Source organism: Streptomyces sp. NPDC004667 (assembly GCF_040609475.1).
In the GTDB taxonomy this organism is placed as follows: Bacteria; Actinomycetota; Actinomycetes; order Streptomycetales; family Streptomycetaceae; genus Streptomyces.
The window spans coordinates 54264-80349 of record NZ_JBEXKC010000022.1; the positions used below are offsets into that span (position 1 = coordinate 54264).

A 26086-nucleotide genomic window follows, 5' to 3' on the forward strand; every position below is an offset into this window, starting at 1 on the left:
TAGGGGTACGCGACCCCCTGGCGCTCCGCCCCCGCACCCCCGCGCCTCGAACGCCGGCGGGGCTGAAAGACCCTGGGGCTCCGCCCCAGACCCCGCGCCTCAAACGCCGGCGGGGCTGGATTGTGCCGACCGGGGCGGCAATGTGCCGCGGCCGGGGGCGGGGACGGGGTGGGGTGTTGGCCGGGACGTAAAACGTGATTTGTTGGCGCGCGGTGCCGATGGGCCACTGGAGGCCCGGACAGGGCGCCATAAATCATGCAGTCCCGGACGACACCCCACCCCGGCACCGACCACGGCCACCCCCGACCCCGCCCGCCCAGGGCAAAGGCCCGGCCAGGGCAACGGCAAGCGCCCCGTAGAGTACGGGCAGGCAGCCGTACGGAACGGGGGGCGGAGCCGCCGGATGACCACGTCGACACCAGGGACCGCGGTCCTGGGCGAGCACGGACCGCCCCCGCCCCCGGCCCCCCGCCGCCACCCCGGCCGGGTCCTCGCCGCCACCCTCAGCGCCCTCCTCGGCACCGGCCTCCTCGCCGGCGCGGCCACCACCGCCTGGAGCGAACACCGCGCCGCGCACCGCCCGTTGCCCCCCGACGCCGCCTACCGCGAAGCGGCCTCGCTCTGGCACTCGGCCCCCGTGGACCGCCTCCTGCCGCCCGTGCTCGACGCCCCCGACACCGGCCCCGGCGGCGCCGACCGCCGCTGGACCCGCATCGCACTGGCACCCGACGCCGACTGCGCCGCCGCACTCACCCCCGAGTGGCGCGCCGCGCTCGCCGCGGCCGGCTGCACCCGCGTGCTCCGCGCCACCTACACCGACACCACCCGCAGCTCCCTGGTCACCGTGGGCCTGGTCTTCACCCCCGCCGACGCCACCGCGATGGCCGGCCTGCGGGGCCGCCTGCCCGCCCCGCCCGCCTACGAGTACGCCGACTCCCGCCGCGCCGCCTGGACGGCGACCGTCACCGACCGGGCCCCGGCCGTGGTCTACGCGGTCTCCGCCTTCGCCGACGGCCGCACCATGGACGCCCCGCTCCCGGCCGCCGACGCGGTCCGTCAGGGCGCCACCGGAACGGTCGCCGAAGCGGGCCTGGGCCACGCGGCCCAGGCCGTGGCCGACCGGGTCGGCCGCGCCCTGGGCGCGCTCGCGGCCCCGCCCGCCCCCACGGCCACCCCGCGCCCGGAGCCCCGCCGATGACCTCCACCCGCCGAGCCACCGCCACCACCGTCACCAGCGGTATCGCCCTGGCCGCCCTGTTCACCGCGGTCGCCGCACCCCCGGCCGCCGCCGACACCATCCGCGACCGCCAGTGGGGCCTGCTGGCCCTGCGCGCCGAGGAGGCCTGGGGCACCACCCAGGGCGACGGGATCACCGTGGCCGTCCTCGACACCGGCGTCGACGCCACCCACCCCGACCTCGCCGGCCAGGTCCTCGACGGCACCGACCTCGTCGGCATGGGCGCCGCCCGCGGCGACCGCGCCTGGGCCCGGCACGGCACCGCGATGGCGAGCATCATCGCCGGCCACGGCCACGGCCCCGACCGCTCCCAGGGCGTCCTCGGGATCGCCCCCCACGCACGGATCCTCCCGGTCCGCGTGATCCTGGAAGAGGGCGACCCGGGCCGCGAACAGGCCCGCGACAGCAAGTCCGGCGCCCTCGCCGAGGGCATCCGCTGGGCCGCCGATCACGGCGCCGACGTGATCAACCTGTCGCTCGGGGACGACAGCGACACGGCCCACCACGAGCCCGCGGAGGACGAGGCCGTCCAGTACGCCCTCGGCAGGGGCGTGGTCGTCGTCGCCTCCTCGGGCAACGGCGGCGAACGCGGCGACCACACCTCCTACCCCGCCGCCTACCCCGGGGTGATCGCCGTCGCCGCCGTCGACCGCCAGGGCCGCAAGGCGCCCTTCTCCACCCGCCACTGGTACGCGGACGTCAGCGCCCCGGGCGTCGACGTGGTCATCGCCGACCCCGACCGGGCCTACTACGAGGGCTGGGGCACCAGCGCGGCCGCCGCCTTCGTCTCCGGCGCCGTCGCCCTGGTCAAGGCGGCCCACCCCGGCCTCTCCCCGGCGCAGATCAAGAGGCTGCTGGAGGACACCGCCACCGACCGCCCGGCCGGCGGCCGCGACGACTCCCGGGGCCACGGCACCGTGGACCCCGTCGCCGCGCTCCAGGCCGCCGACGCGCTGCGCCCCGAGCCGGCGGCCCCGGCGCCCGTCGCGGCCGGGCGGCAGTACTTCGGCGCGGGCCCCGACCCCGTACGGCCGCCGGAGCGGCGGGCCCGGCTGGGAGCCGGGGCGGCCGCCGCCGGGGGAGCGGCGCTGCTGGTGCTGGCCGGCGTACTGGCCCGGCGTCCCCGCGGCGCCCGCCGGGATAGGGTCGGGTAACTGTGGCCACCAAGAACATTCCAGACCCCGGTTTCTCCGACGACGACGGCACCGCCGACCCCCGGCTGAGCGCGGCCCTCGCCGCCTGGGCCGCCGACCGCGCGGCCGAACCGCAGCTGCTCGCGGCCCTCAAGGAGGCCCGCCTGCTGGTGCCCGTCGTGGCGGTGCTCGGCGAGGTCGAGACGGACCCGGAGACCGGCCTCAAGCGCGAGAAGACCAGCGACATGGCCGTGCCGACCCTGACGGCGGGCGACCGGCGGGCCCTGCCCGCCTTCACCTCGATCGCCTCGCTGGCCCTGTGGGACCCGGCCGCCCGCCCCGTCGCCGTCCCGCTGCACCAGGCCCTGGCCGCCGCCGCGCACGAGAAGGCCGACACGATCGTCCTCGACCTGGCCGGCCCCGTTCCCTACCAGCTGACCGGCCCGGCGCTGCTCGCGCTCGCCGAGGGCCGTACGGACGCGGACCCGCTGGCCGCGCCGGCGGTACGGGAAGCGGTACGGGCCGCCGTCGTGGCGGAGCCGGCCGTGCTGCGCGCGCACCTGGTCCCGGGCGGTTCCGGCGCCGACGGGACCCTCGCCGTGCTCCTGGCGGCCGACGCGGACCCGGCCCCCGCGGCCCGGCGGATCGCCGAGGCCCTCGCGGCCGACGAGACCCTCCGGGCCCGCCTGGTCCGGGGCCTGAACATGGCCCTGCTCCCGGCCGACGCCCCGCTCCCGCCGGGCGAACCGCTCTTCACGCGCTGAGACGCGTACGCGCGTACGCGAAGGGGCGCCCGCCGGTGGTCGGCGGGCGCCCCTTCACGTACGTACGGGGTACGCCGCCGAGCGGCGTACCGGAACCGGACCTAGGCGTAGACCGGACCCGTGAACTTCTCGCCCGGTCCCTGGCCCGGCTCGTCCTGGACGAGGGAGGCCTCGCGGAAGGCGAGCTGGAGCGACTTCAGGCCGTCGCGCAGCGGCGCCGCGTGGAAGGAGCTGATCTCGGTGGCGCTGGCGGTGACCAGACCGGCCAGGGCGGTGATCAGCTTGCGGGCCTCGTCGAGGTCCTTGTGCTCGGAGTCGGGCTTGTCCAGGCCCAGGTTGACCGCGGCGGCGCTCAGCAGGTGGACGGCCACCGTGGTGATGACCTCGACGGCGGGCACGTCCGCGATGTCGCGGGTCATGTCGTCGTAGTCGGGAGCGTCCGGGGCGGAGGAGGGGGAATCGGAGGGCGTCGCTTCAGTCATGCGTCCCACGATATGCCGTGCGGCGGGCTTGCAACGCGGGTGCTAGTATGTACTTCGACCGGCCGGACACCTGTGTGCCCGGCCCACAAGTGGAGGCTCCGATCTCCCACCCGACCACCCTCCGGGGAGGCGGGTCATCCGGTCAGGTGGTATCCATCGTTCCGTACGGACGATGGAAAGCTGCCCGAGTCTGCGCCCCGCGGTTCGCACGCGGCGGTGCTCCGGTTGTTTTGGAGCCCCTGCCTGTGCCCGGCGGGGCTTTTTTCATTCTCCGCCGCGGTAGGTCTGACGACAGAAGACGTCAGCGGCTGTCTGCCAGGCAGCCGTGTGGTGCTACCGAGGAGGATCCATCAGCACCGAGCCCCGCATCAACGATCGGATTCGTGTCCCTGAGGTGCGACTCGTCGGTCCCAGCGGCGAACAGGTGGGCATCGTCCCGCTTGCGAAGGCGCTTGAGCTCGCGCAGGAGTACGACCTGGACCTGGTCGAGGTCGCGGCCTCCGCACGCCCGCCGGTCTGCAAGCTCATGGACTACGGCAAGTTCAAGTACGAGTCGGCCATGAAGGCCCGTGAGGCGCGCAAGAACCAGGCGCACACGGTCATCAAGGAAATGAAGCTCCGGCCGAAGATCGACCCGCACGACTATGACACCAAGAAGGGTCACGTCGTTCGGTTCCTCAAGCAGGGCGACAAGGTCAAGATCACGATCATGTTCCGTGGTCGCGAGCAGTCGCGACCGGAGCTCGGCTACCGCCTGCTCCAGCGCCTCGCTTCGGACGTCGAGGACCTCGGGTTCATCGAGTCGAACCCGAAGCAGGACGGCCGCAACATGATCATGGTCCTCGGTCCGCACAAGAAGAAGACCGAGGCGATGGCCGAAGCCCGCGAGGCGCAGGCCGCCCGCAAGGCCGAGCGCCAGGGTGTCGCCGCCACCGACGAGGAGGCTCCTTCCGAGGAGGCCGCCCCGGTCGAGGCGGAGACCACCGAGGCCGCTGAGGCCGCTGAGGTCACCGAGGCCGCCGCCGACGAGGCGAACGCCGAGGCCTGATTCCGGGGCAGCCCGTCTCGGATCACCGACACAACATGACGCTCCCGCAAGCCGGTCCCCAGGGGCCGGTGGGAGCGCCACCGACGAGGAGATAACGGCGCCATGCCGAAGAACAAGACGCACAGCGGTACCAAGAAGCGCTTCAAGGTCACCGGCTCCGGCAAGGTGCTCCGCGAGCGCGCCGGCAAGCGCCACCTGCTCGAGCACAAGTCGTCCCGTGTCACCCGTCGCCTCACCGGCAACGCGGAGATGGCCCCCGGCGACGCCGCGAAGATCAAGAAGCTTCTCGGCATCTGATGCCCTCCGCTCCCCTCGCCGGGAGCGGACGGACGTCAAGACCGGGACCCCATCGAATTCGGGCCGTGTGAAGACATCCACGGCCCCGCTACAAGGAGTTAAAAAGTGGCACGCGTCAAGCGGGCAGTAAACGCCCACAAGAAGCGCCGGGCGATCCTCGAGGCGGCCTCCGGCTACCGCGGTCAGCGTTCGCGCCTGTACCGCAAGGCCAAGGAGCAGGTCACCCACTCGCTGGTCTACAACTTCAACGACCGCAAGAAGCGCAAGGGCGACTTCCGTCAGCTGTGGATCCAGCGCATCAACGCCGCTGCCCGCCAGAACGGCATGACGTACAACCGCCTCATCCAGGGTCTGAAGGCCGCCAACATCGAGGTGGACCGCAAGATCCTCGCGGAGCTGGCCGTCAACGACGCCAACGCCTTCGCCGCGCTCGTCGAGGTCGCCCAGAAGGCGCTTCCGGCCGACGTCAACGCCCCCAAGGCCGCTGCCTAAGGGCTAGCCGGCCCGCTCCACGCGGCCGGCCCCCACGGACCCGCAGGCGATTCGCCTGCGGGTCCGTGTGCTTTCACCCCGCCCGCCCCCGGAACCCCCAGAGAGAACCGCAGACACCATGGGTTACCCCGACGAGCTGATCTCCCCCCGATCCCCGCGGGTGGCCGCCGCCAGGCGCCTGGCGCGGCGCAACTTCCGCACCAAGGAGCGCCGGTTCATCGCCGAGGGTCCGCAGGCGGTCCGCGAGGCCGTCGAGCACCGGGGATCCCAGGGCGCGACCCTGATCGAGCTGTTCGCCACCGTCGAGGCCGCCGAGCGCTACGCCGACATCGTCGAGGCCGCCCTGCTGGCCGGCGCGCGCGTGCACCACGCCTCCGACGAGGTGCTGGCCGAGGTCTCGCAGACGGTCACCCCCCAGGGCCTGGTGGGCGTCTGCCACTTCCTCGACTCGCCCTTCGAGGAGATCCTCAAGGCGCGCCCCCGCCTGGTGGCCGTCCTCGCGCACGTCCGCGACCCCGGCAACGCCGGCACGGTGCTGCGCTGCGCGGACGCCGCGGGCGCCGACGCGGTGGTGCTGACCGACGCTTCCGTCGACCTGTACAACCCGAAGTCGGTACGGGCCTCCGTGGGCTCCCTCTTCCACCTCCCGGTGGCCGTCGGCGTCCCGGTGGAGCAGGCGGTGGAGGGGCTGCGGGCGGCGGGCGTACGGATCCTCGCGGCCGACGGGGCCGGTACGGACGACCTCGACTCCGAGCTGGACGCGGGCACCATGGGCACCCCCTCGGCCTGGGTCTTCGGCAACGAGGCCTGGGGCCTGCCCGAGGAGACCCGCGCGCTCGCGGACGCCGTCGTACGGGTCCCGATCCACGGCAAGGCCGAGAGCCTGAACCTCGCCACGGCCGCCGCCGTGTGCCTGTACGCGTCCGCGCGTGCACAGCGGGCGCCCGGAGGGTGCCGCTCCGTGACCCCCAGCTAGTAATGTGGCCGCCCGGGGGGCCCACTGCGCTACTCGGAGATGTGGGGTACGGGGAAATGACCGTCGGTACGAACAGCTCGCAGGGGGCCGCGGGCGCGGCCGAGGAGCGGCTGCGGGACGTCCCCGGGTCCGTGGGCCCCGGCCCGGCGGCATCCGTGCCCGCCGTGGACGGCCTGCGCGGCGTACCACCCCAGGCCGTGGACGGCCTGCGCGGCGTACCACCCCAGGCAGCCTCGTCCGCCCGGGGCGGCCGCCTCGCGGCTCCCCGCCAGGCTTCCGCCGGCACCCCGGCTTCCGGCCGTACCCCGGCTTCCGGCCCCACCCCGACCCCCGGCCCCGGACCGGCCCGCGGATCCGGCCCGTCGGTCGTCACCGGGCGCTCCGGCCCGGGCGTCCCGTCCGCGGGCCAGGGGACCGGGGGCCGTGCCCCGGGCGTCCCGTCCGCCGGCCCGGGGAGCGTGGACGACGCCCCCGCGTGGGCCGGGTTCGGCATCGACCCCGACGAGCTGCCCGACGGGCTCGTCGTCGCCGACCACACCGGCCGGGTGATCTGCTTCAACCGGGCCGCCGCCCGGATGACCGCCACCGACCCCGGCCGGGCCCTGGGCGCCCGCATCGACCGGGCGCTGCCGCTCGAAGACCTCGAAGGCCGCCGCTGGTGGGCCCTGACCGACCCGTACGGGGGCCTCGCCACCCGCCGGGGCCAGCCCGAGCGGAACCTGCTCCTGCCCGGCGGCCGCGAGGTCCTCGTCTCCGCCCGCTACGTCCGCAGCCACCCCACCGGCCCGCTGTGCCGCCTCGTGGTCACCCTGCGCGGCACCGAGGCCCGCCGCCGCACCGAACGCAGCCACGCCGAGCTGATCGCCACCGTCGCGCACGAGCTGCGCTCCCCGCTGACCTCGGTGAAGGGCTTCACGGCGACCCTGCTCGCCAAGTGGGAGCGGTTCACCGACGACCAGAAGCGGCTGATGCTGGAGACCGTCGACGCCGACGCCAACCGCGTCACCCGCCTGATCGCCGAGCTGCTCGACATCTCCCGCATCGACTCCGGCCGCCTGGAGGTGCGCCGCCAGCCGGTCGACCTCGCCGCCGCCGTCGGCCGCCACGTCCAGGCGCTCACCGCGAACGGCCAGGCCCCCGAGCGGTTCCTCGTACGCGTCAGCCGTCCGCTGCCCGACTGCTGGGCCGACCCGGACAAGATCGACCAGATCCTCGGCAACCTCCTCGAAAATGCGGTGCGCCACGGTGACGGAACGGTCACCATCGACGTGGCGCCGCACGAGAAGGGAACCGCCGTCACCGTGACCGACGAAGGCCCCGGGATCCCCGAGGAATCGATGGCCCGCGTCTTCACCCGCTTCTGGCGGGGGAGCAAGCGCGGCGGCACCGGCCTGGGCCTGTACATCGTCAAGGGCATCGTGGAGGCCCACGGCGGCGCCATCACGGTCGGCCGCGGCCCCGGCGGCGGGGCAGAGTTCCGATTTATCCTGCCCGTGAGCGCACCGGCCTACCTCGCGCAGTAACCCTGCGGAGCGTCTCGCCAGGCGGCCCACGGGCTCCTCCACCCCAGACGGCCCTTAGAATCGTCCTTTGGCACCTTTGTGTCTCTGCGTCGATCGGTCTGATCGTGCCGTACGGGGACCCACCAGCCAGCCATCGGAAGTACGGGAAGAGATGTCGGCACCGAACAAGTCGTACGACCCTGTCGAGGTCGAGGCACTGAAACCGGAAGAGATCGAGCGCATGCGGGACGAGGCGCTCGCCGCCTTCGCGTCCGCCGGCGACCTCGACGAGCTCCGCGAGGCGAAGACCGCGCACATGGGCGACCGCTCGCCCCTGGCGCTCGCCAACCGGGAGATCGGCGCCCTGCCGCCCCAGGCCAAGGCCGAGGCGGGCAAGCGCGTCGGACAGGCCCGCGGCGCCGTGAACAAGGCCTTCGGGGCCCGCACCGTGGCGCTCGAGGCCGAGCGCGACGAGCGGGTGCTGGTCGAGGAGGCGGTGGACGTCACGCTGCCCTACGACCGCGTGCCCGCCGGCGCCCGCCACCCCCTGACCACGCTGATGGACCGCATCGCGGACATCTTCGTGGCCATGGGCTACGAGGTCGCGGAAGGCCCCGAGGTCGAGGCGGAGTGGTTCAACTTCGACGCCCTCAACTTCACGCCCGACCACCCGGCGCGCCAGATGCAGGACACGTTCTTCGTCCGGGGCCCCGAGGGCACCGAGGGCGACGAGTCCGGCGTGGTGCTGCGCACCCACACCTCCCCGGTGCAGGCGCGTTCGCTGCTGGAGCGCAAGCCCCCCGTCTACATCGTGTGCCCGGGGCGGGTCTACCGCACCGACGAGCTCGACGCGACGCACACGCCCGTCTTCCACCAGGTCGAGCTGCTCGCCGTGGACGAGGGCCTGACCATGGCGGACCTCAAGGGCACGATGGACCACATGGTCCAGGAGCTGTTCGGCGAGGGCACCACCACGCGCCTGCGCCCGCACTTCTTCCCCTTCACCGAGCCGTCCGCCGAGATGGACATGCAGTGCTACGTGTGCCGCGGCGCCTCGGTGGGCAACCCCGACCGCCCCTGCCGCACCTGCTCCAGCGAGGGCTGGATCGAGCTCGGCGGCTGCGGCATGGTCAACCCCAAGGTGCTGACCGCCTGCGGTGTGGACCCGGAGAAGTACAGCGGGTTCGCCTTCGGCTTCGGCATCGAGCGGATGCTGATGTTCCGTCACAACGTTGAAGACATGCGAGACATGGTCGAGGGTGACGTTCGTTTCACCCGGCCCTTCGGGATGGAGATCTGATGCGGGTCCCGCTTTCGTGGCTGCGGGAGTACGTAGACCTCCCCGCAGGTGAGACCGGCCGTGACGTGGCGGCCAAGCTCGTCGACGCCGGCCTTGAGGTCGAGACCGTCGAGCAGCTCGGCGCCGGGCTCAAGGGCCCCCTGGTCGTCGGACAGGTGCTGACCATCGAGGAGCTGGAGGGCTTCCGCAAGCCGATCCGCTTCTGCACGGTCGACGTCGGCGGCGCCAACGGCACCGGCGAGCCGCAGGAGATCGTCTGCGGCGCCCGGAACTTCTCCGTCGGCGACAAGGTCGTCGTGGTCCTGCCCGGCGCCGTCCTGCCCGGGGACTTCGCGATCGCCTCGCGCAAGACCTACGGCCGCACCTCGCACGGCATGATCTGCTCCGGCGACGAGCTGGGCATGGGCGACGACGGCACGCACGGCATCATCGTGCTGCCGCCGGAGCACGAGGTCGGCACCGACGCGATCGAGCTGCTCCAGCTCGTCGACGAGGTCCTCGACATCGACATCACCCCGGACCGCGGCTACTGCATGTCCATGCGCGGCGTGGCCCGCGAGGCCGCCACCGCCTACGGCCTGCCGCTGCGCGACCCGGCGCTGATCGACGTGCCCGCGCCGAACTCGTACGGCTACCTGGTCAAGATCGACGACCCGGCCGGCTGCGACCGCTTCACCGCCCGCACCGTGACCGGCCTCGACCCCGAGGCACGGTCCCCGATCTGGCTCACGCGCCGCCTGCAGAAGGCGGGCATGCGCCCGATCTCGCTCGCCGTCGACGTCACCAACTACGTGATGCTCGAACTCGGCCAGCCGCTGCACGCCTACGACCGCTCGCGCCTCGACGGCGCCATCGGTGTCCGGCGCGCCGAGCAGGGCGAGAAGTTCACCACCCTCGACGGGGTCAAGCGCACGCTCGACGCCGAGGACCTGGTGATCACCGACAACAGCGGCCCCATCGGGCTCGCCGGCGTCATGGGCGGAGCCAACACCGAGATCGCCGACTCCGTCACCGACCCGGAGACGGGCGCCGTCACCGGCACCACCGACGTGGTCGTCGAGGCCGCGCACTTCGACTCCGTGTCGATCTCGCGCACCGCCCGCCGTCTGAAGCTCTCCTCCGAGGCCTCCAAGCGCTTCGAGCGGGGCGTCGACCCGCAGGCCGCCGCCGCGGCCGCGCAGCGGACCGTCGACCTGCTCGTGCTGCTCGCGGGCGGCACCGCCGAGGCCGGGGTCACCGAGCTGACCGCCCCGGGCGCCCCGCGCACCATCGCGATGCGCGCCGACCACCCGGACCGGGTCGCGGGCATGGACTACGGCCGCGAGACCGTCGTGCGCCGCCTCCAGGAGGTCGGCTGCGACGTCTACGGCCAGGACGAGCTCGTCATCACCGTCCCCTCGTGGCGTCCCGACCTCGCCGAGCCCAACGACCTCGCCGAGGAGGTCATCCGGCTGGAGGGCTACGGGAACCTCCCGTCCACCCTCCCGCAGGTGCCCTCCGGCCGCGGCCTGACCGCCCGGCAGCAGCTGCACCGCCGGGCGGGCCGCGCGCTGGCCGGCTCCGGCTACGTCGAGGCGCTGAGCTACCCGTTCCTCGGCGAGGGCGTCTTCGACCAGCTCCAGCTGCCGGCGCACGACGCCGCCCGCCAGGTCGTCAAGCTGGTCAACCCGATCTCCGACGAGGAGCCGGCGCTGCGCACCACGCTGCTGCCGGGTCTGCTCGGCGCGCTGCGCCGCAACGACAGCCGGGGCAGCCACGACCTCGCGCTCTTCGAGACGGGCTCCGTCTTCCTCGCCGGCGACCGGCCGGGCGTCGCCGTACGCCTGCCCGTGGACCGCCGTCCCACGGACGAGGAGATCGCCACCCTGAACGCGGCCCTGCCCGCGCAGCCGCGCCACGCCGCGGTCGTGCTGGCCGGCGCCCGCGAGCAGGCCGGCTGGTGGGGCAAGGGCCGTCCGGCCGACTGGGCCGACGCGGTCCAGGCCGCCCGCGCGCTGGCCGTCGAGGCCGGTACCGAGCTGGTGGTCCGCCAGGGCCAGTACGGCCCCTGGCACCCGGGCCGGTGCGCCGAGCTCGTCGTCGTCCTGGACGGCGTGGAGACGGTCATCGGCCACGCCGGTGAGCTGCACCCCCGCGTGGTCAAGGCGATGGGCCTGCCCGCCCGTACCAGCGCCATGGAGATCGACCTGGACGCTCTCGCGGCGGCCGGCGGCGAGGCCCTCCAGGCGCCCCGGATCTCCTCCTTCCCGGTGGCGACCCAGGACGTGGCGCTGATCGTCGACGCGTCGGTCCCGGCCTCCGAGGTGGAGAGCGCGCTGCGCAAGGGAGCCGGCGAACTGCTGGAGTCCCTGCGGCTGTTCGACGTGTTCACCGGTGAGCAGGTGGGCGAGGGCAAGAAGTCCCTCGCGTACGCGCTGCGCTTCCGTGCGACCGACCGCACGCTGACCGCCGAGGAGTCCACGGCCGCGCGCGACGCGGCGGTGGCCCTGGCCGGCGAGCGGACCGGGGCGGTGCTGCGCGGCGCGTAGCGCCCCGCCGCAGAACCCGATCGAGGGGCCCTTCCGGATCACCGGAGGGGCCCCTCACTCATTGGGGTGAGAACAACGGTGACCGGTGTCCGGTACGTCAGGAGGTCGACACAATCGTTCCGGCCGTCGAGCCGGAGGGGGAGGGTCCTACGGATGATCACGCGCGCGGAGATGCCCAGGATGCGCCGGGGGTGCGTCCTCGCCCGGGGCGCTGTCCCGGTGACCTGGGAGCCGCTCTCCTCCCCCGGACGGCCGGGGCCGAGCCTCACCACCTGCGCGGCCTTCCTGCTCCTCGCCACGGGCTGCGCGCTGCGCGTCCGCCACGGGCTGGTGGCCGAACTGCGCCGCTCGCGGGAGATCGCCGGAGCCACCCAGCAGGTCCTGCTCAGACCGCTGCCCGGGCGGATGGACGGCCTGGCGCTCGCGGCGGCCCAGCTGTCGGCGAGCCGGGGCGCGGCCGTGGGCGGGGACCTGTACGAAGCGGTGGCCACGGCGTACGGCGTACGGGTGCTGATCGGGGACGTACGGGGCCACGGCCTCCCGGCACTGGGGGCGGCCGCCGCGGTACTGGGCTCGTTCCGCGAGGCGGCCCACGACGAGCCCGAGCCCGCCGGGGTCCTGAGGCGGATGGAACGCTCCCTGGAGCGGCACCTGCGCGAACGCGCCCGCGCCGAGCCCCCGTCGGTCCCACCGCAGCGGCCGCGGTCCCCGGTGGCGGAGGAGTTCGTCACGGTGCTGCTGCTCCAGATCGCGGCGGACGGTTCGGTGGAGGCCCTGAACTGCGGCCACCCCTGGCCCTACCGCTTCGACCCGGCACCGGCGACCGCCCCGCCCGGCCCGCGGGCGCACACGGTACGGCCGCTCGCGGGCGGCGAGACGCTGCCGCCGCTCGGCGTGCTCCCCCTGCCTGCGGACCTCAGATCCCTGCCCTGCGGGGAGATCGGCCCCGGCGAGGTCCTCGTGCTGTACACCGACGGCGCCGAGGACGCCCGGGACCGCCGGGGCCGCTTCTTCCCGCTGCGGGGCGTCCTCGCGCGGGCGCCGGCGCCCACGCCCGCGCGGCTGGTCGCGGGCGTGCACGCCGCACTGCTGCGCCACACCAGGGGACGGCTCACGGACGACGTGACCCTGCTGGTGCTCCGCAACGACCGCGGCGACCGGGGCGAGCGCCCCTGACGGGCCGCTCCCGCGGCCGGGCCGGGTGCGCGCCGGCGGCGGAGCCGGACCGGCCCTGCACCGGTCCGGCCGTCTCCGCGCCACCGGCGGAGCCACTCCGCACCGGGCCGGTGGACGGGCCCGGTGCGGGTGCGGCCCGGCTCCTGGCGGGCGCCCGGCGACCAACCGGGCCCCGGCGGAGCCGTGGTGCGCCGCCCGCCTGCCATGGAGTGTCGGGCAGACAGCAGGGCGGGCGGCGCGGTGCCGGGTCGTCGCACTGTACGAGGGGGAGCCGACGACCCGAGCGGCCTCCTTGGCGAGGCTCTTAAGTGAAACCCCGCGGGGCCCCTCCGCGGCAGGGTGCGCATCGCATTTATGCGCGTACTCGATTCACACCCCGTGTGAATCGAGCGCACCGCACCCCGCGCGGGGCCCCCAGCCACTAGCCTGGATCCGACGAGCCCTTGGAGGGGCCATGCAGCCCAACGCCCTGCTCGACGCCCTCCTCGCCGAGGCGGGCATGTCCCACGCAGGACTCGCCGCGCACGTCAACCAGGCGGGCCGGTCGCGCGGACTCGCGCTGCGCTACGAGCACACCGCGGTCTCGCGCTGGCTGAAGGGGCAGCGCCCCCGCGGCCAAGTGCCCGACCTGATCTGCGAGGTGCTCGGCGGACGCCTGCGACGGCCCGTCGCACTGGAGGACATCGGGCTCGGGATCCCGGGACAGCACAGCCCGCACACGACCCGGATCGGCGGCTTCGTCGACCGCGCCACCGCCCTGTGGCGCTCCGACGAGCTGGGCCGGCCCGCGCTGCTCACCGCCGAGGCCGTCACCGGGACCCCGGCCGTGATCCCGGTGTGGGAGTGGGAGAACCCGCCGGAGGACGCCGACGTCTCCCGCACCGGCCCCCACCGGATCGGGCCCGAGCACATCGAGATCCTGCGGGCGGCCCGCGCGCACTACGAGCTGATGTACCGGCGGGCCGGGGGGATGGCCACCCGCGCCCGGATCGTCCGCTTCCTCGGCAGCGAGACCGCTCCGATGCTCCGCGGCAGCTACCCGGACGGGATCGGCCGGCTCCTGCACCGGGCCACCGGGTCCCTGGTGGCGGTCGCCGGGATCTGCGCGTACGACTCCGACGCCCACGGGCTCGCCCAGCGCTACTTCCACCAGGCGCTGCGGCTCGCCAAGGCCAGCGGGGACCGGGGGCTCGGCGCCTACGTGATCGCCCTGCTGGTCAACCAGTCGCTGCACCTGCGGGAGTACCGCCAGGCCGTCGCCTTCGCGGAGGCCGCGCTGCGCGCCGCCGGACGGCACACCACCCCGGCTCTGGCCGCGGACCTGTACGCGATGCAGGCCAAGGCCTACGCCCAACTCGGCGATCCGGTGGCCGCGTTGGCCTGCATCCGCAGCGCGGAGGCGGCCGCCGAGCGGATCCGGCCGGGCGCGGAGCCCGACGAGACGGGCTACGTACAGCCCGGACTGGTCAACGTCCAGGTGGCGGAGGCGCTGCTGAGCCTGGGGGACCTCGACGCGGCGCACGCCCAGGCCGCGGAGGCCGTGGGGACCCCCGCGCACGACCGGGGGCGGGTGCACCGGCTCGCGATGCTGTGCGAGATCCAGCTGCGCCAGGGCGAGGCGGACCGGGCGGTGGCCTCGGCGGCCGAAATGGCCGAACGGGCCAAGGGGATGGAGTCGCTGCGGCTGCGCGACCGGCTGCGGGCGGTCCGGGAACAGCTGCTGACCAGCGGGTACGCGGGCGCGGAGGAGACCGCGCAGCTCATCGACGGGGCGCTGCGCGTTCCCCTGTGACGGCAGGAACTGCTGCCATGTTGCCACCGACGGATGCGAAAGGTGGCACAACCGTGCAGTGGACGAACCTGAGTGAGCAGACCGTGTACAAGAACCGATGGTTCGACGTGAACCTCGCGGACGTGGAACTCCCCGACGGCCGGCACCTGGACCACTTCGTGATCCGGCTGCGCCCGGTGGCCGTGGCCACGGCCGTCAACGAGGCCAACGAGGTGCTGCTGCTGTGGCGGCACCGGTTCATCACCGACAGCTGGGGCTGGGAACTGCCCGCCGGGGTGGTCGAGGACGGCGAGGCCGTCGAGACGGCGGCCGCGCGGGAGATGGAGGAGGAGTCGGGCTGGCGGCCGGGGCCGCTGCACCACCTGATGACGGTGGAGCCGTCCAACGGGCTGACCGACGCCCGCCACCACCTCTACTGGGCGGAGGGGGCCACGTACGTCGGTCACCCGGAGGACGACTTCGAGTCCTCGCGCCGCGAGTGGGTCCCGCTCAAGCTCGTGCCGGACATGATCGCGCGGGGCGAGGTCCCGGCCGCCAACATGGCGGCCGGGCTGCTCCTGCTGCACCATCTGCGCCTCGGCTAGGCCGGCCGGTGGCCCTCCGCCCCCGCCCGACCGCGCGGGGCGTCAGCCGTACGGGTAGAAGCCCGAGCCGGTCTTGCGGCCGAGGCGGCCCGCGTCGACCATCCGCTGGAGCAGCGGGGGAGCGGCGTACAGCGGCTCCTTGTACTCGGCGTACATCGAGTCGGCGATCGACGCGATGGTGTCCAGGCCGATCAGGTCGGACAGCTTGAGCGGGCCCATCGGGTGGGCGCAGCCCAGCTCCATGCCGTTGTCGATGTCCTCACGGCTCGCGATGCCGGACTCGAACATCCGGATCGCGGACAGCAGGTACGGGACGAGGAGCGCGTTGACGACGAAGCCGGAGCGGTCCTGGGCGCGGACCGCGTGCTTGCCGAGCACGTTCCGCACCAGGGCCTCGGCCCGCTTCACGGTCTCCTCGCCCGTGGTCAGCGCCGGGATCAGCTCGACGAGCTTCTGCACCGGGGCCGGGTTGAAGAAGTGGATGCCGATGACCTGGTCGGGCCGCGAGGTCGCGACGGCCAGCTTGACCAGCGGGATCGAGGAGGTGTTGGAGGCGAGGATCGCGTCCGGGCGGGTGATCACCTGGTCGAGGACCTGGAAGATCTCCGTCTTGACCTGCTCGTTCTCGACGACGGCCTCGATGACGAGGTCGCGGTCGGCGAACTCGCCGAGGTCGGTGGTGAAGGTGAGGCGGGCCAGGGTGGCGTCCCGTTCCTCCTCGCTGATCTTGCCGCGTTCGGCGGCCTTGGTCAGGGAGTTGTGCAGCCGGGTGCGTCCGATCTCCAGGGCCTCGCCCGTGGTCTCGGCGACCATCACCTCAAGACCGCTGCGGGCGCACACCTCGGCGATGCCCGCGCCCATCTGGCCGCAGCCCACCACGCCGACCCGTGCGATGTCGGTCGGGAGGGTAGAGAGGTCCGTCACATCGTGCCTTTCGCTGCTCATCCATCGCGGGTCCCCCGTACTCGGCAGTGGTAACTGCGTCCGGCGCCCGCCACGCCCCCCGACGTTACCCCCGTCCTTGCAGCCGGTGGCGGGGTGGGGCGGGCATGCTGGGCGCACGCGGAGCGATGTCACGGAACGGAACGGAGTCGTCACATGACGCACATCGGACGGCGGGGGCTGCTGGCGGGGGCCGCGGGGGTGCTGGCCACGACGGCGGCGGCCGCCCCGGTGGGGGAGGGCGGGGCGGTGCGGGGGTCCGGAGGGGGGCGGGCGCCGGCCGCGGCACTCAGGGGGATGTGGATCGCCACCGTGGAGAACGTCGACTGGCCGTCCGAGGCCGGGCTCTCCGCGCGGGAGCAGCGCGCGGAGCTGACCGGGCTCCTCGACACGGCCGTGGAGCGGCGGCTGAACGCCGTGTTCCTCCAGGTCAGGCCGACGGCCGACGCCCTGTGGCCCTCGACGAAGGAGCCCTGGTCGCAGTGGCTGACGGGGGTGCAGGGGCAGGATCCCGGCTGGGACCCGCTGGGCACCGCGGTGGCCGAGGCGCACGCGCGGGGGCTGGAGCTGCACGCCTGGTTCAACCCGTACCGGGTGGCCAACCACACCGATCCGCAGCGGCTCGTCGCGGCGCACCCGGCCCGCCGCAACCCCGCCTGGGCCGTGCCGTACGGGGGCAAGCTCTACTACAACCCGGGGCTGCCCGAGGTGCGGGCCTTCGTGCAGGAGGCGATGCTCGACGCCGTCGCCCGCTACCCGCTCGACGGGGTGCACTGGGACGACTACTTCTATCCGTACCCGGTCGCCGGCGAGGAGTTCGACGACGACGAGGCCTACGAGCGGTACGGCGGGGCCTTCGCCTCCCGTGCGGACTGGCGCCGCCACAACACCGACACCCTGGTGAAGGAGATGTCGGACCGGCTGAAGGGCGTCCGCCCGGCGGCCCGCTTCGGGGTCAGCCCCTTCGCGGTGTGGCGCAACAGCGACCGGGACCCGCTCGGCTCGCGGACCCGGGCGGGCGTGCAGACGTACGACGACCTCTACGCGGACACCCGCAAGTGGGTCCGCGAGGGCTGGATCGACTCGATCGTGCCGCAGGCGTACTGGCAGATCGGCCACCCGTCCGCCGACTACGCCGCGATCGTGGAGTGGTGGGCGGGCACCGTCAGGGGCACGCGGGCGGCCCTGTACGTGGGCGAGGCGCTGTACCGCTGCGACGCCGACAGCTCCACGCCCGCCTGGCGGGATCCGGCGGAGCTGTCGAGGCACCTGACCCTCGCGGCGCGGCACGCCGAGGTCCGCGGACACGTCTACTTCTCGGCGAAGCAGGTTGCCGCGGACCCCAACGGTGCGATGGCCAGGGTCGTCGCCGACCACTATCCGACGACGGTGGCGCCGCGTTGAGCCGGGCTGCCACCCGGGTCAGGGGGTGTGCTCGGACGGGTGCTTGACGACGCAGTCGGGGCCGGGGGACATGACCGCCTCGTGGCCGTCCGTGAAGCGGACCCGGTAGGGAGGGGTTCCGTTCTCGCCCAGTACCTGGGTGATCTCGCCGACCTTGTCGTGTTGTCCCACGACCCGGCCGTGCTGCACCAGCTGGTCGCCCTCAGTAGCGCGCATAGCTGACCTCCTCGGTGGCGGTCCGATCCGGTGTTAGCAGTTTAGGGCGATTACCGGCTATTTGACCCGTTGGGTCACGGCGATGCAGACCAGTACCGCGCAGGCGGCGGCGGGCGCCGCCGGGGAGAGGTGCTCGCCCAGCAGCGCCACCGACCAGACCAGGGTCAGGAGGGGCTGGGCGAGCTGCAGCTGGCTGGCCCGCGGGGCGCCGATCTCGGCCATCCCGCGGTACCAGACGTACAGGCCCAGGAAGGTGGAACCGGCCGCCGCCCACACCAGGCCCGCCACCCCGTGGGCGGTCAGGTGCACCGGCTCGTACGCGAGCCCGAGGGCGGAGCCGGCCACGGTGAGCGGCAGGCACAGCACCAGGGCCCAGCCGATCACCTGCCAGCCCGGCATCAGCCGGGCCAGCCGCCCGCCCTCGGTGTATCCGGCGGCGCACACCACGAGCGCCCCGAACAGGTAGGCGTCCCCGGTGGAGAGGGCGCCCCCGCTCTGGGCGAGCGTGAAGCCGAGGACGACCGCCGCTCCGGCGACGGCCGCCGCCCAGAAGCGGGGGGACGGCCGGGCGCCCGTACGCAGGGCGGAGAAGGAGGCGGTGGTCAGCGGGAGCAGCCCGACCACGACGGCGGCGTGCGAGGTGGTGGAGGTCTGCAGGGCGAGGGTGGTCAGCATCGGGAAGCCGGCCACCACGCCGCCGGCCACGACCGCGAGCCCCGCCCAGTGCGCGCGGGCCGGCAGGGGGACCCGCCCGGCCAGCAGGAAGGCCCCCGCGATGAGGGCGGCGAGGACACTGCGCAGGGCGACGAGCGACCAGGGGCCGAAGCTCTCCAGGCCCCAGGCGGTGGCGGGGAAGGTCAGCGAGAAGGCGACGACGCCGAGGAGGGCCATGACCGTGCCGGTGCGGGTGCCGCCGGCCCGGCCGGCGGTGGCCGTCGCCTCCGTAGCGCTGCCGGTGGTGCCGCCCGTGACGCCGGCGGTGCCGCCCGCGACCCCGCCCGCGACGGCGTGCGCGCCGAGATGGTGACCGGTCGGCCGAACCGCTATCGGGCCGGAGGGAGTAGCGCTATTCTGTGCTGTCATGTACGAGCGTAGCAGTGTGGCGGAACTGGCGGAAAGCCTGCGGTCGGAGCTCGACCGCTATCCGGTGGGTGGAAAGCTCCCGTCCAGTCGGGCTCTGGTCGAGCGCTACCGGGTCAGCCCCGTCACCGTTTCCCGGGCCCTCGCCCTGCTCGCCGCCGAAGGGCTCGTGGTCACCCGGCCCGGCGCCGGGGTGTTCCGGTCCCCGCCGCGGACGGAGGCCGACGCCTCCGGCGACACCTCCTGGCAGGAGGTCTCCCTCAGCGCGGAGGGGACCGGTGAGGTGGTTCCCCGCTCGGTGGACGCCTCCGGGGTGATGGTCTGCCTCACCACGCCCCCGCCCGGGGTGATCGGACTCAACAGCGGCTACCTGCACGCCTCCCTCCAGCCGGAGCGGGCCATGGCCGCCGCCCTGGCCCGGGCCGGACGCCGTCCGGGGGCGTGGGGGCGGCCGCCGGTGGAGGGGCTGCCCGAGCTGCGCGACTGGTTCGCCCGCGAGATCGGCGGGGCCGTGGGGGCCGCCGACGTGCTGGTCACCGCCGGCGGGCAGAGCGCGCTGACCACGGCCCTGCGGGCACTGGCCCCGCCCGGGGCGCCGGTCCTGGTGGAGTCCCCGACGTATCCCGGGCTGCTCGCCATCGCCCGCGCCTCCGGCTGCCGGCCCGTACCCGTACCGGTGGACACGGACGGGGTCCGGCCGGAGCTGCTCGCGGCCGCCTTCGAGGCCACCGGGGCGCGGGTGTTCGTGTGCCAGCCGCTGTTCCAGAACCCGACGGGCGCGGTGCTGTCCGCCGCCCGCAGGCCCGAGGTGCTCAGGATCGCGCGGGCCGCCGGGGCCTTCGTGATCGAGGACGACTACGCGCGGGCCCTGGCCCACGAGGACGCCGGTCCGCCGCCGCCCACCCTGGCCGCCGAGGACGCCGACGGGGTGGTGGTGCACGTCCGTTCGCTGACCAAGGTCACCTCCCCGAGCCTGCGGGTGGGCGCGCTGGCCGCCCGGGGCCCGGTGCTGGACCGGCTGCGCGCGATCCAGGTGGTGGACAGCTTCTTCGTGCCCCGGCCGCTCCAGGAGGCCGCCCTCGAACTGGTCGGCGCGCCCGCCTGGCCGCGCCATCTGCGGGCCGTCGCGGCCGAGTTGCGCCACCGGCGGGACGTGCTCGCGGGCGCGCTGCGGCGGGAGCTGCCGGGACTGGAGCCCGTCCGGCTGCCGACCGGCGGGTACCAGCTGTGGACCCGGCTCGGCGAGGGCGGCGATGACGCGGCCTTCGTCGCCGAGGCCCTGCGCGCCGGGGTCGCGGTCGCGCCGGGCCGGCCGTTCTTCTGCGCCGAGCCGCCCGCCGCCTTCGTCCGGCTGGGCTTCGCCGGGGTCTCGGGTCCGGGAGAGCTGGTGGAGGCGGTGCGGCGGATGCGGGGCGGGCTGTCCGCCGTGCCCGTAAACCCTGTTGAGGCGGGTGGGGAGGCGTTCTAGCCTGCCGGGCATGACCGCCGTAGTGATCACTTCCCTCGCCCGCCGCCCCGAGCTGGCGGCCAGGCTCTGGGACATGGAGGACTCCTGGCCGGAGTTCGCCGGCCATGACTCCCTGGCCTGGCTGCTCTACCCGCGCATGGCCGCCGAATTTCCCGAGTACGTCTGGATCGCGACCGACGGGGACGCGGTGGTGGCCCGGGGCTTCAGCCTGCCGTTCGCCCTGCACACCCCCGAGCGGGCGGGCGTGCTGCCCGCGCAGGGCTGGGACGCGGTCCTCATGTGGGCCTTCTCCGACCAGCGGCGCGGGATCCGGCCCGACACGGTCAGTGCCGTCGAGATCTCCGTCGCCACCGGCCGGCAGGGCGAGGGCCTCTCCGGCCGGATGCTGGCCGCCATGCGCGAGGGCGCCCGCGCAGCCGGGTTCGCGGAGCTGGTGGCCCCGGTCCGGCCCAGCGGGAAGCCGGCCGAGCCCGGTACTCCGATGGCTGAGTACGCGTACCGGACCCGCGAGGACGGCCTCCCGTACGACCCGTGGCTGAGGGTCCACGTGTGCGCCGGGGCGGTCATCGAGGGGGTGGCGCCGCTCTCCATGACCATCAACGGCACGCTCGCGCAGTGGCGGGAGTGGACCGGGCTGCCCTTCGACACCCAGGGCCCGGTCCTCGTGCCCGGCGCGCTCGTTCCGGTCCACTGCGAACCGGAACGCGATTTCGCGGTCTACGTCGAACCGAACGTGTGGGTCCGCCACCGGCTGGACGGCTCCTGAGGCCGCGGACTACGACGCCGGTCCGCCCGCCCCCGCCCGCACCGGCAGGCCCTTGGTGAGCGGCCCCACCACCAGGGGCTGCGCGGCGGCGAGCACGAGGCACAGGGCGGCGGTGGCCGCCCACAGGACGCCGGCGCCGGCCCGTTCCAGCAGCTGGGTGGCGGTGACCGGGGCGGCGACCGTGGCGATGCCCCAGCTGATGCCGTACGCGGCGAGGTAGCGGTCGGTGCCGCCCGGCGGCGCCAGTGCGGCCACGACGCCGAGCACCCGGCCCAGGACCAGCACCTCGCCCACGCTCCACACGGCGGTGGCGGCCAGGAAGGCGGGCAGGCCCCGCGCCATGGCGTAGCCGGCCAGACCGGCCGCCAGCAGGGCGTAGCCGAGGGCCATGGCCGCGGGGTCGGGCAGGGCGGCCAGGCGGCGCAGGCGCAGCGCCGGCTGGGCCGCGACGACGGTCACGGCCGAGGCGGTGAACAGCAGCCCGGCGTCTGAGGGTCGCAGGCCGCGGTGGCCGAGGGTGAGCGGGAGCGCCATCACGATCTGCAGGGACACGAGCGCGAACGCGGTCCCGGACGTGAACATCGCCCAGAGCCCGCGGTCCCGCCACGGCTGCACGGGCCCGCCGCCGTCGCCCGTGCCGTCGCCGCCCGCGCCGCCGCCGGTTCCGTCGCCCCGTGCGGCGTACGGGCCCCGGGGGCCGTCGGCCGGCAGGGCCAGGCGCAGGGTCAGCGCGCAGGCCAGGCAGGTGAGTGCGTCGACGACGAACAGCCAGCGCAGGTCCCACCGGCCCAGCCCCGCCGCGATCAGGCCGGCCCCGGTGCCGCCGACGGCCAGCGCGGCGTTGAGGGCGCCGTAGGCGCGCACCCGGTCGGCCGGGCCGACGGCGTCGGCGATCAGCGCCTGGCTCGGCGGTTCGTACAGCTCGAAGGACAGGCCGAGCAGGACCGCGAAGACGGCCACCGCGGCGAGGGAGCCGGCGGCGGCGATGCCCAGCTGGGCGAGGGCGCAGCCGACGAGTCCCAGCACGATGGTGCGGCGGCGCCCGATCCGGCCCGCGAGCCGGCCGCCCGCCACCCGGGAGGGGATCGTCGCGAGGCCGAAGCCCGCCGAGACCAGGCCCGCCGTCGTGGTGCCCGCGCCGAACTCGGTGCCGATCAGGACGGTCAGGAAGGGGAGGGAGAAGGCGCCGAGCCGGTTGATCGCCCGCGCCGCCACCAGCATCCATACGGTCCGCGGCATGAACGCACCCCTGTCGTGACTGTCGAATCGAGTAATGTCAGTTACGAACTCGATGAACGCTAGCGATCGAAGGAGTGACTGGTCAAGTGATGTTCGACAGTCACGTGGCGGTGCTGCTGGAGCAGGCGGTGGCGCTCGTGAACGCGTTGACGGACGGAGAGGCGCGCGGCCGCCCGTACACGGCGCCGCACGGGGCGGAGCTGGCCGACGCGATCGAAGGGGCGGTCCCGCACGTCGCGGCCTCGCTGCCGCGCGCGGTCGACGCCGCGCAGGCGGAGTACTTCGTCGGCGCGGCCCGGCGCATGCGCGAGGTCTTCCGGGCGATGCAGGACGGGGATGTGGACGCCGCGGCCGTGACCGTGAACGACCTGCTGCGCGACACCGGGGCCCGGCCGAGGCTGGACCGGACCGGGGGTGAACCGTGGCAGATGCACTTCCACGGCCCCGACGACTCCTTCGCCGCGGGCGTCAACGCGGGCAGTGCCACCGCGCTGGCCCTGGCGGTGGGCGGCGGCCTCGCGGGCCGGCTGGGCGTGTGCCGGGCCGACCGCTGCGACCGGGTGTACGTGGACACCTCGCGCAACGCCGCCCGCCAGTTCTGCTCCACCGCGTGCCAGAACCGCACCAAGGCCGCGGCCTTCCGGGCCCGCCGGGCCTGAGGTGCTGAGACCGGGCGGACTGTCTGGCGGACCGAGCACACGAAGCCCGGAAGCTACGGCCCCGGACACATCGAGATCAGGGGCATGGATCGGGCACTCACTGGATCAGGCACTCACTGGATCAGGCCGAGGTGCGGGTGGTCCGGGGAGACGGGGCAGACGTGCAGCTGCAGATCGTAGCCCCGGGCGAGGTCGAGCCCGGTCGGGTTCCACGGCTGATGGTTGTCGACGGACGGCGTGGAGAGCGGCTGGTCCTCGTACGGGATCCAGCCACGGGTGTTGGATCCCCATTCGGACGAGGCGATGGTCAGCAGCGGGTCCATCCCGGCGCCGCACGTGCGGCAGAGCCGGGCGACGGGATCGGTGAGGCCCCAACGGGTCCAGCCACCGGCCTTCCAGCCGGGGGCGACGGACAGCTCGTTCCAGTAGAACTCGTCCGGGGCGGGCAGGTAGTAGTCGTCCATTCCGGTTCCCTCCCACCTGCTCCCGTTCGCCAGCTGCTGCTGCAACTCCCTGTTCAGTTCCATACGGTTGGGGTACTCGGTGATCCGCTCCGGCGCGAGCAGGCACGGCTGCGGTACATAGCCGTCGTACTCCACCGCGTAGGGCTCGGGCGGCGCGGTGAGCACCTCCGTGACCTCGGCCTCGGATCGCCAGAACAGGGCGGTGAGCGGTGTGTTGTCCGGCTCGTGATCGAAGGGACACCACAGCACCTGGAGCAGATCCGTCCCTCCCGGCGCCCGCAGCAGGGGAACGTCGCGCACGTACAGCTGGGCCACGGGCACCATGGCGACCGGACCGCCCCCCTCGTGACCCTCGTCGCAGTGCGGCCAGGGCTCGTCGGCGGGCCACAGCAGTGGCCCGCCGACCGAGCTGTCGTGCGGTGCCGGAGACCCGGGGCGGGGATGCAACCGGGTCGCCGTGCGTGCCAGCGGGGCCAGTTGAGGAAAGACCGCGGCGACGTCGACCGGCCGCGGCGGGGTGGTACGGCTCATTCTGGCTCCCGATGGCGCGCATCAAGCGGGGGTTAGTTTCCGAGGTTCAGCTGGTTGGTGTTCTTGTACGTGTTGGGGATGTAGACGTCGGGGAACAGCGGCTGCGTCGTTCCGTCGGAACGCTCGACCCTGGCGGTCATCGTGACGCCCCGCGGAATCGTGCTGTCGCCGTCCTGGTAGTCGGGCGTCACCTGGTAGAAGACCGCGTCGTTCGGCCCAAGGATGCCGCCCTTCACCACGGGCCTCACCGCCAGTTGCGCAACGGTCTCATAGGTCCGCATGCTGGGCGATCCGGTGTTCATCCCCGCCTGCCAGCAGGGGACGAGGTTGATCTGTCCGCCGTCCAGTACCGCCCCCGTCCCACCGAGGATGTTGGCGATCAGGTGGCAGCGTGCCAGACCGGCCGTGGAGGAGTTGGCCTGGCGGAACAGATCGGCGTCCTCCCACCCGGTGATGTTCCCCGACGCGGTGCTGCCTTCCGGTGTGTTCGTACCCAGGCAGGCCTGGGCCGCGGCGGCGCGGACACCGGGCGGGCCGGGCGGGCTGGTGAACTTGTTGACGTGCGCGACCGGTTGGGTGGTGTTCTTGATCCATCCGTTGCCGGAGGTGAAGGACCCGGCCGGAGCGTTCTGACGGCAGACGGCCAGCGGCTCGGTGATCGAACCGGAGACCTCCAGGTTGAACTGCTCGTCCGCCACCACTCGCTGGTTCGTGAAGCCTTCGGACAGCTGACCCTCCGCGGCCTGCCTGTCCGCGAGCGGGACATGAGCCCGGGCACAGGGGCTGCCGGTGCCGCCGTCCAGTACGTCGACCACCCACCCGCCGGGGCTGTGGCGGGGCAGGAGTTCGGTGCACTGCGCGCCGTCGGTCCCTCCCTCGCGGGTCTCCGAGAAGGGGAAATCGGCGCAGTTGTCGGTCGCGACGAGGTCCGTGCGGGCCTGGAACGTTCCGCATGTCCGCGCGGCCCGGCCCGCTGTGTCATCCCTCGTCCGGGTCAGCGGCTTGGCGCGTCCCCAGCCGTCGGGGAGGCTGCCCTGGGCCCACAGGTAGGCGGCGGCCGCGGCCCCCGCGCCCGACGGGCTCTGCTGGTCACTCATCCTGACGACCGGCATGATGCCGGGCACGACGCAGCCGGGGTCCGGCGCGCCGGTGGTGGCGGTGTCCCGGACGGCGTCGTCGCAGCGGATCTTCTCCGGGTTGCTCCAGGATGCGCTCGGGTCCGTGATCTGGGCACCGGGAGAGGAGACGAACAGCTCGTACGACGTCGTGAAGTCGAGCTTCGCGCCCGGAGCAGGAGTGGATTCGTAGGCCACATCGCCGTTGAGGACCTGGTCCTTGACGATGGTCTTGCCCGTCCACCGGGGCGACTTGGTGACCTTGCAACCGGCCGAGCAGCCGGCCTTCCACCGCAGGTTCAGGGCTTTGACGGCATCGGTCGCACCGGTCATGGTCACCGAGACGAGTTCGGTCCACGCCGTGCCCTTGGCGGGCAGGACGGCGCTGGTCGAAACGTCGAGCGTTCCGGTGCCGATCACCTTCCCGTTTCCGTCCCTGAGCGTGTACAGCACGGTCACGCCACGCACACAGTAGGTGAAGCGGTTGAAGTACCACTTCCCGCTGGACGTCAGTGCGCAACCGCCCGTGTCGGCTGCCGCGGTCGCCGGCGGCGCGACGGGGCCGGCCCGTCGCCCGTCCGGGGTCACCGGTGTGGCGATCGTGGTCACGCAGGCCTGCACTGCGCCCGCCTTGCGCTCGCCGGAGCCGGCGCGCGTGGGCTCGCACTTCTCCCCGGCGGGCACCGTGATGGACCGGGTCTTGCCGGGGGACGCCGCCACCGGCGCCTTGCCGGCCGCGGCCGGGGTGGGTATTCGGTCGTCGTCGGCGGCGGCGGTGCCGGCCGTGGTGAGGCTCAGAACGAGGAGGAGACCGGGAAGTACGCGTCTCCAGCGTGGTGGTGAGGTCATGTCTTCTCTCTGTGGGAGGCCGCGCGCGCGGCGGGTCGTGCA

Annotated in this window: 24 protein-coding genes; 17 read left to right on the plus strand and 7 right to left on the minus strand. The window is 74.0% G+C overall.

Going from position 1 to position 26086, the window contains the following annotated elements; translation table 11 throughout:
• Positions 1-403 precede the first annotated feature (403 nt).
• The 3 genes from ABZW32_RS15330 to ABZW32_RS15340 are packed head-to-tail and all read left to right on the plus strand — an operon-like array spanning position 404 to position 3134.
• The gene (locus tag ABZW32_RS15330) at positions 404-1198 is read left to right on the plus strand and encodes a hypothetical protein (protein ID WP_356215652.1); all 795 of its coding nucleotides are present in this window, start codon (positions 404-406) and stop codon (positions 1196-1198) included.
• Positions 1195-2391, plus strand: a complete 1197-nt coding sequence (gene mycP, locus ABZW32_RS15335; RefSeq protein ID WP_356215654.1) for a type VII secretion-associated serine protease mycosin — start codon at positions 1195-1197, stop codon at positions 2389-2391. The genes ABZW32_RS15330 and mycP overlap by 4 nt, the downstream gene beginning before the upstream one ends.
• Positions 2392-2393: 2 nt before the next feature.
• A complete protein-coding gene (locus ABZW32_RS15340; RefSeq protein ID WP_356215656.1) occupies positions 2394-3134 on the plus strand; it encodes an SseB family protein in 741 nt (246 codons plus the stop codon).
• Positions 3135-3235: 101 nt separating this feature from the next.
• Here ABZW32_RS15340 and ABZW32_RS15345 read toward each other — a convergent pair whose 3' ends face one another.
• Entirely contained in the window at positions 3236-3616 is a 381-nt protein-coding gene (locus tag ABZW32_RS15345) for a DUF1844 domain-containing protein (RefSeq protein ID WP_030233712.1), read from the minus strand.
• Between the two features lie 325 nt (positions 3617-3941).
• Here ABZW32_RS15345 and infC point away from each other — a divergent pair, with 325 nt between their 5' ends.
• The 10 genes from infC (at position 3942) to ABZW32_RS15395 (ending at position 15311) form a co-directional block, all read left to right on the plus strand.
• Entirely contained in the window at positions 3942-4664 is a 723-nt protein-coding gene (gene infC, locus ABZW32_RS15350) for a translation initiation factor IF-3 (RefSeq protein ID WP_037687754.1), read from the plus strand.
• 102 nt (positions 4665-4766) lie between these two features.
• Positions 4767-4961 carry a 50S ribosomal protein L35 gene (rpmI, locus tag ABZW32_RS15355; RefSeq protein WP_030012385.1) on the plus strand — a complete coding sequence of 65 codons (195 nt, stop codon included), beginning with the start codon at positions 4767-4769 and terminating at the stop codon, positions 4959-4961.
• Between the two features lie 105 nt (positions 4962-5066).
• Positions 5067-5453: a 50S ribosomal protein L20 gene (rplT, locus tag ABZW32_RS15360; protein WP_007263143.1), complete on the plus strand. Its 387-nt coding sequence runs from the start codon at positions 5067-5069 to the stop codon at positions 5451-5453.
• Positions 5454-5571: 118 nt separating this feature from the next.
• Positions 5572-6429: an RNA methyltransferase gene (locus ABZW32_RS15365; RefSeq protein ID WP_356215659.1), complete on the plus strand. Its 858-nt coding sequence runs from the start codon at positions 5572-5574 to the stop codon at positions 6427-6429.
• A 458-nt stretch (positions 6430-6887) separates the two neighbouring features.
• Positions 6888-7952 carry an ATP-binding protein gene (locus ABZW32_RS15370; RefSeq protein ID WP_356215733.1) on the plus strand — a complete coding sequence of 355 codons (1065 nt, stop codon included), beginning with the start codon at positions 6888-6890 and terminating at the stop codon, positions 7950-7952.
• A gap of 151 nt (positions 7953-8103) precedes the next feature.
• Positions 8104-9231 carry a phenylalanine--tRNA ligase subunit alpha gene (gene pheS, locus ABZW32_RS15375; RefSeq protein WP_356215661.1) on the plus strand — a complete coding sequence of 376 codons (1128 nt, stop codon included), beginning with the start codon at positions 8104-8106 and terminating at the stop codon, positions 9229-9231.
• Positions 9231-11759 carry a phenylalanine--tRNA ligase subunit beta gene (gene pheT / locus ABZW32_RS15380; protein WP_356215663.1) on the plus strand — a complete coding sequence of 843 codons (2529 nt, stop codon included), beginning with the start codon at positions 9231-9233 and terminating at the stop codon, positions 11757-11759. The genes pheS and pheT overlap by 1 nt, the downstream gene beginning before the upstream one ends.
• A gap of 153 nt (positions 11760-11912) precedes the next feature.
• On the plus strand, positions 11913-12935 hold the full coding sequence (locus tag ABZW32_RS15385; RefSeq protein ID WP_356215665.1) for a PP2C family protein-serine/threonine phosphatase: 1023 nt from the start codon (positions 11913-11915) through the stop codon (positions 12933-12935).
• A gap of 454 nt (positions 12936-13389) precedes the next feature.
• Positions 13390-14727 (plus strand): transcriptional regulator, encoded by a 1338-nt coding sequence (locus tag ABZW32_RS15390; protein ID WP_356215667.1) that lies wholly within the window; start codon positions 13390-13392, stop codon positions 14725-14727.
• Positions 14728-14780: 53 nt separating this feature from the next.
• Entirely contained in the window at positions 14781-15311 is a 531-nt protein-coding gene (locus tag ABZW32_RS15395; protein ID WP_280914984.1) for an NUDIX hydrolase, read from the plus strand.
• Positions 15312-15353: 42 nt separating this feature from the next.
• Here the strand turns inward: ABZW32_RS15395 and ABZW32_RS15400 are convergent, their stop codons facing one another.
• On the minus strand, positions 15354-16256 hold the full coding sequence (locus ABZW32_RS15400; RefSeq protein WP_356215669.1) for a 3-hydroxybutyryl-CoA dehydrogenase: 903 nt from the start codon (positions 16254-16256) through the stop codon (positions 15354-15356).
• Positions 16257-16409: 153 nt separating this feature from the next.
• On the opposite strand from ABZW32_RS15400, the gene ABZW32_RS15405 reads away from it, so the two are divergent.
• Positions 16410-17657 carry a family 10 glycosylhydrolase gene (locus tag ABZW32_RS15405; protein ID WP_356215670.1) on the plus strand — a complete coding sequence of 416 codons (1248 nt, stop codon included), beginning with the start codon at positions 16410-16412 and terminating at the stop codon, positions 17655-17657.
• A gap of 18 nt (positions 17658-17675) precedes the next feature.
• Here ABZW32_RS15405 and ABZW32_RS15410 read toward each other — a convergent pair whose 3' ends face one another.
• Both ABZW32_RS15410 and ABZW32_RS15415 read right to left on the minus strand, forming a co-directional pair.
• Positions 17676-17873 carry a DUF1918 domain-containing protein gene (locus tag ABZW32_RS15410; RefSeq protein ID WP_030233742.1) on the minus strand — a complete coding sequence of 66 codons (198 nt, stop codon included), beginning with the start codon at positions 17871-17873 and terminating at the stop codon, positions 17676-17678.
• A 57-nt stretch (positions 17874-17930) separates the two neighbouring features.
• Positions 17931-18956 (minus strand): DMT family transporter, encoded by a 1026-nt coding sequence (locus ABZW32_RS15415; RefSeq protein ID WP_356215672.1) that lies wholly within the window; start codon positions 18954-18956, stop codon positions 17931-17933.
• Here ABZW32_RS15415 and ABZW32_RS15420 point away from each other — a divergent pair.
• Both ABZW32_RS15420 and ABZW32_RS15425 read left to right on the plus strand, forming a co-directional pair.
• Positions 18955-20421, plus strand: coding sequence for a PLP-dependent aminotransferase family protein (locus tag ABZW32_RS15420; RefSeq protein WP_356215674.1), 1467 nt, complete (start codon positions 18955-18957; stop codon positions 20419-20421). The two genes, ABZW32_RS15415 and ABZW32_RS15420, sit on opposite strands and share 2 nt — an antisense overlap.
• Positions 20422-20431: 10 nt before the next feature.
• Complete coding sequence (locus tag ABZW32_RS15425; protein ID WP_356215676.1) at positions 20432-21187, plus strand: N-acetyltransferase; 756 nt, start codon at positions 20432-20434, stop codon at positions 21185-21187.
• 9 nt (positions 21188-21196) lie between these two features.
• Here the strand turns inward: ABZW32_RS15425 and ABZW32_RS15430 are convergent, their stop codons facing one another.
• Complete coding sequence (locus tag ABZW32_RS15430) at positions 21197-22426, minus strand: MFS transporter (protein ID WP_356215678.1); 1230 nt, start codon at positions 22424-22426, stop codon at positions 21197-21199.
• Positions 22427-22515: 89 nt separating this feature from the next.
• Here ABZW32_RS15430 and ABZW32_RS15435 point away from each other — a divergent pair, with 89 nt between their 5' ends.
• Positions 22516-23085, plus strand: a complete 570-nt coding sequence (locus ABZW32_RS15435) for a CGNR zinc finger domain-containing protein (protein WP_356215680.1) — start codon at positions 22516-22518, stop codon at positions 23083-23085.
• A gap of 113 nt (positions 23086-23198) precedes the next feature.
• On the opposite strand, the gene ABZW32_RS15440 is transcribed toward ABZW32_RS15435, so the two are convergent.
• Both ABZW32_RS15440 and ABZW32_RS15445 read right to left on the minus strand, forming a co-directional pair.
• Entirely contained in the window at positions 23199-24080 is an 882-nt protein-coding gene (locus tag ABZW32_RS15440; protein WP_356215682.1) for a hypothetical protein, read from the minus strand.
• Positions 24081-24112: 32 nt separating this feature from the next.
• Positions 24113-26044 (minus strand): DNA/RNA non-specific endonuclease, encoded by a 1932-nt coding sequence (locus ABZW32_RS15445; RefSeq protein WP_356215684.1) that lies wholly within the window; start codon positions 26042-26044, stop codon positions 24113-24115.
• Positions 26045-26086 lie beyond the last annotated feature (42 nt).

Bases quoted from the DNA above. Each gene is read 5' to 3' on its own strand.
- ABZW32_RS15330 (WP_356215652.1), top strand. From the start codon at position 404: ATGACCACGTCGACACCAGGGACCGCGGTCCTGGGCGAGCACGGACCG.
- mycP (WP_356215654.1), top strand. From the start codon at position 1,195: ATGACCTCCACCCGCCGAGCCACCGCCACCACCGTCACCAGCGGTATC.
- ABZW32_RS15345 (WP_030233712.1), bottom strand. From the start codon at position 3,616: ATGACTGAAGCGACGCCCTCCGATTCCCCCTCCTCCGCCCCGGACGCT.
- rpmI (WP_030012385.1), top strand. From the start codon at position 4,767: ATGCCGAAGAACAAGACGCACAGCGGTACCAAGAAGCGCTTCAAGGTC.
- ABZW32_RS15365 (WP_356215659.1), top strand. From the start codon at position 5,572: ATGGGTTACCCCGACGAGCTGATCTCCCCCCGATCCCCGCGGGTGGCC.
- pheS (WP_356215661.1), top strand. From the start codon at position 8,104: ATGTCGGCACCGAACAAGTCGTACGACCCTGTCGAGGTCGAGGCACTG.
- pheT (WP_356215663.1), top strand. From the start codon at position 9,231: ATGCGGGTCCCGCTTTCGTGGCTGCGGGAGTACGTAGACCTCCCCGCA.
- ABZW32_RS15385 (WP_356215665.1), top strand. From the start codon at position 11,913: ATGATCACGCGCGCGGAGATGCCCAGGATGCGCCGGGGGTGCGTCCTC.
- ABZW32_RS15390 (WP_356215667.1), top strand. From the start codon at position 13,390: ATGCAGCCCAACGCCCTGCTCGACGCCCTCCTCGCCGAGGCGGGCATG.
- ABZW32_RS15400 (WP_356215669.1), bottom strand. From the start codon at position 16,256: ATGAGCAGCGAAAGGCACGATGTGACGGACCTCTCTACCCTCCCGACC.
- ABZW32_RS15405 (WP_356215670.1), top strand. From the start codon at position 16,410: ATGACGCACATCGGACGGCGGGGGCTGCTGGCGGGGGCCGCGGGGGTG.
- ABZW32_RS15410 (WP_030233742.1), bottom strand. From the start codon at position 17,873: ATGCGCGCTACTGAGGGCGACCAGCTGGTGCAGCACGGCCGGGTCGTG.
- ABZW32_RS15420 (WP_356215674.1), top strand. From the start codon at position 18,955: ATGTACGAGCGTAGCAGTGTGGCGGAACTGGCGGAAAGCCTGCGGTCG.
- ABZW32_RS15415 (WP_356215672.1), bottom strand. From the start codon at position 18,956: ATGACAGCACAGAATAGCGCTACTCCCTCCGGCCCGATAGCGGTTCGG.
- ABZW32_RS15425 (WP_356215676.1), top strand. From the start codon at position 20,432: ATGACCGCCGTAGTGATCACTTCCCTCGCCCGCCGCCCCGAGCTGGCG.
- ABZW32_RS15430 (WP_356215678.1), bottom strand. From the start codon at position 22,426: ATGCCGCGGACCGTATGGATGCTGGTGGCGGCGCGGGCGATCAACCGG.
- ABZW32_RS15435 (WP_356215680.1), top strand. From the start codon at position 22,516: ATGTTCGACAGTCACGTGGCGGTGCTGCTGGAGCAGGCGGTGGCGCTC.
- ABZW32_RS15440 (WP_356215682.1), bottom strand. From the start codon at position 24,080: ATGAGCCGTACCACCCCGCCGCGGCCGGTCGACGTCGCCGCGGTCTTT.
- ABZW32_RS15445 (WP_356215684.1), bottom strand. From the start codon at position 26,044: ATGACCTCACCACCACGCTGGAGACGCGTACTTCCCGGTCTCCTCCTC.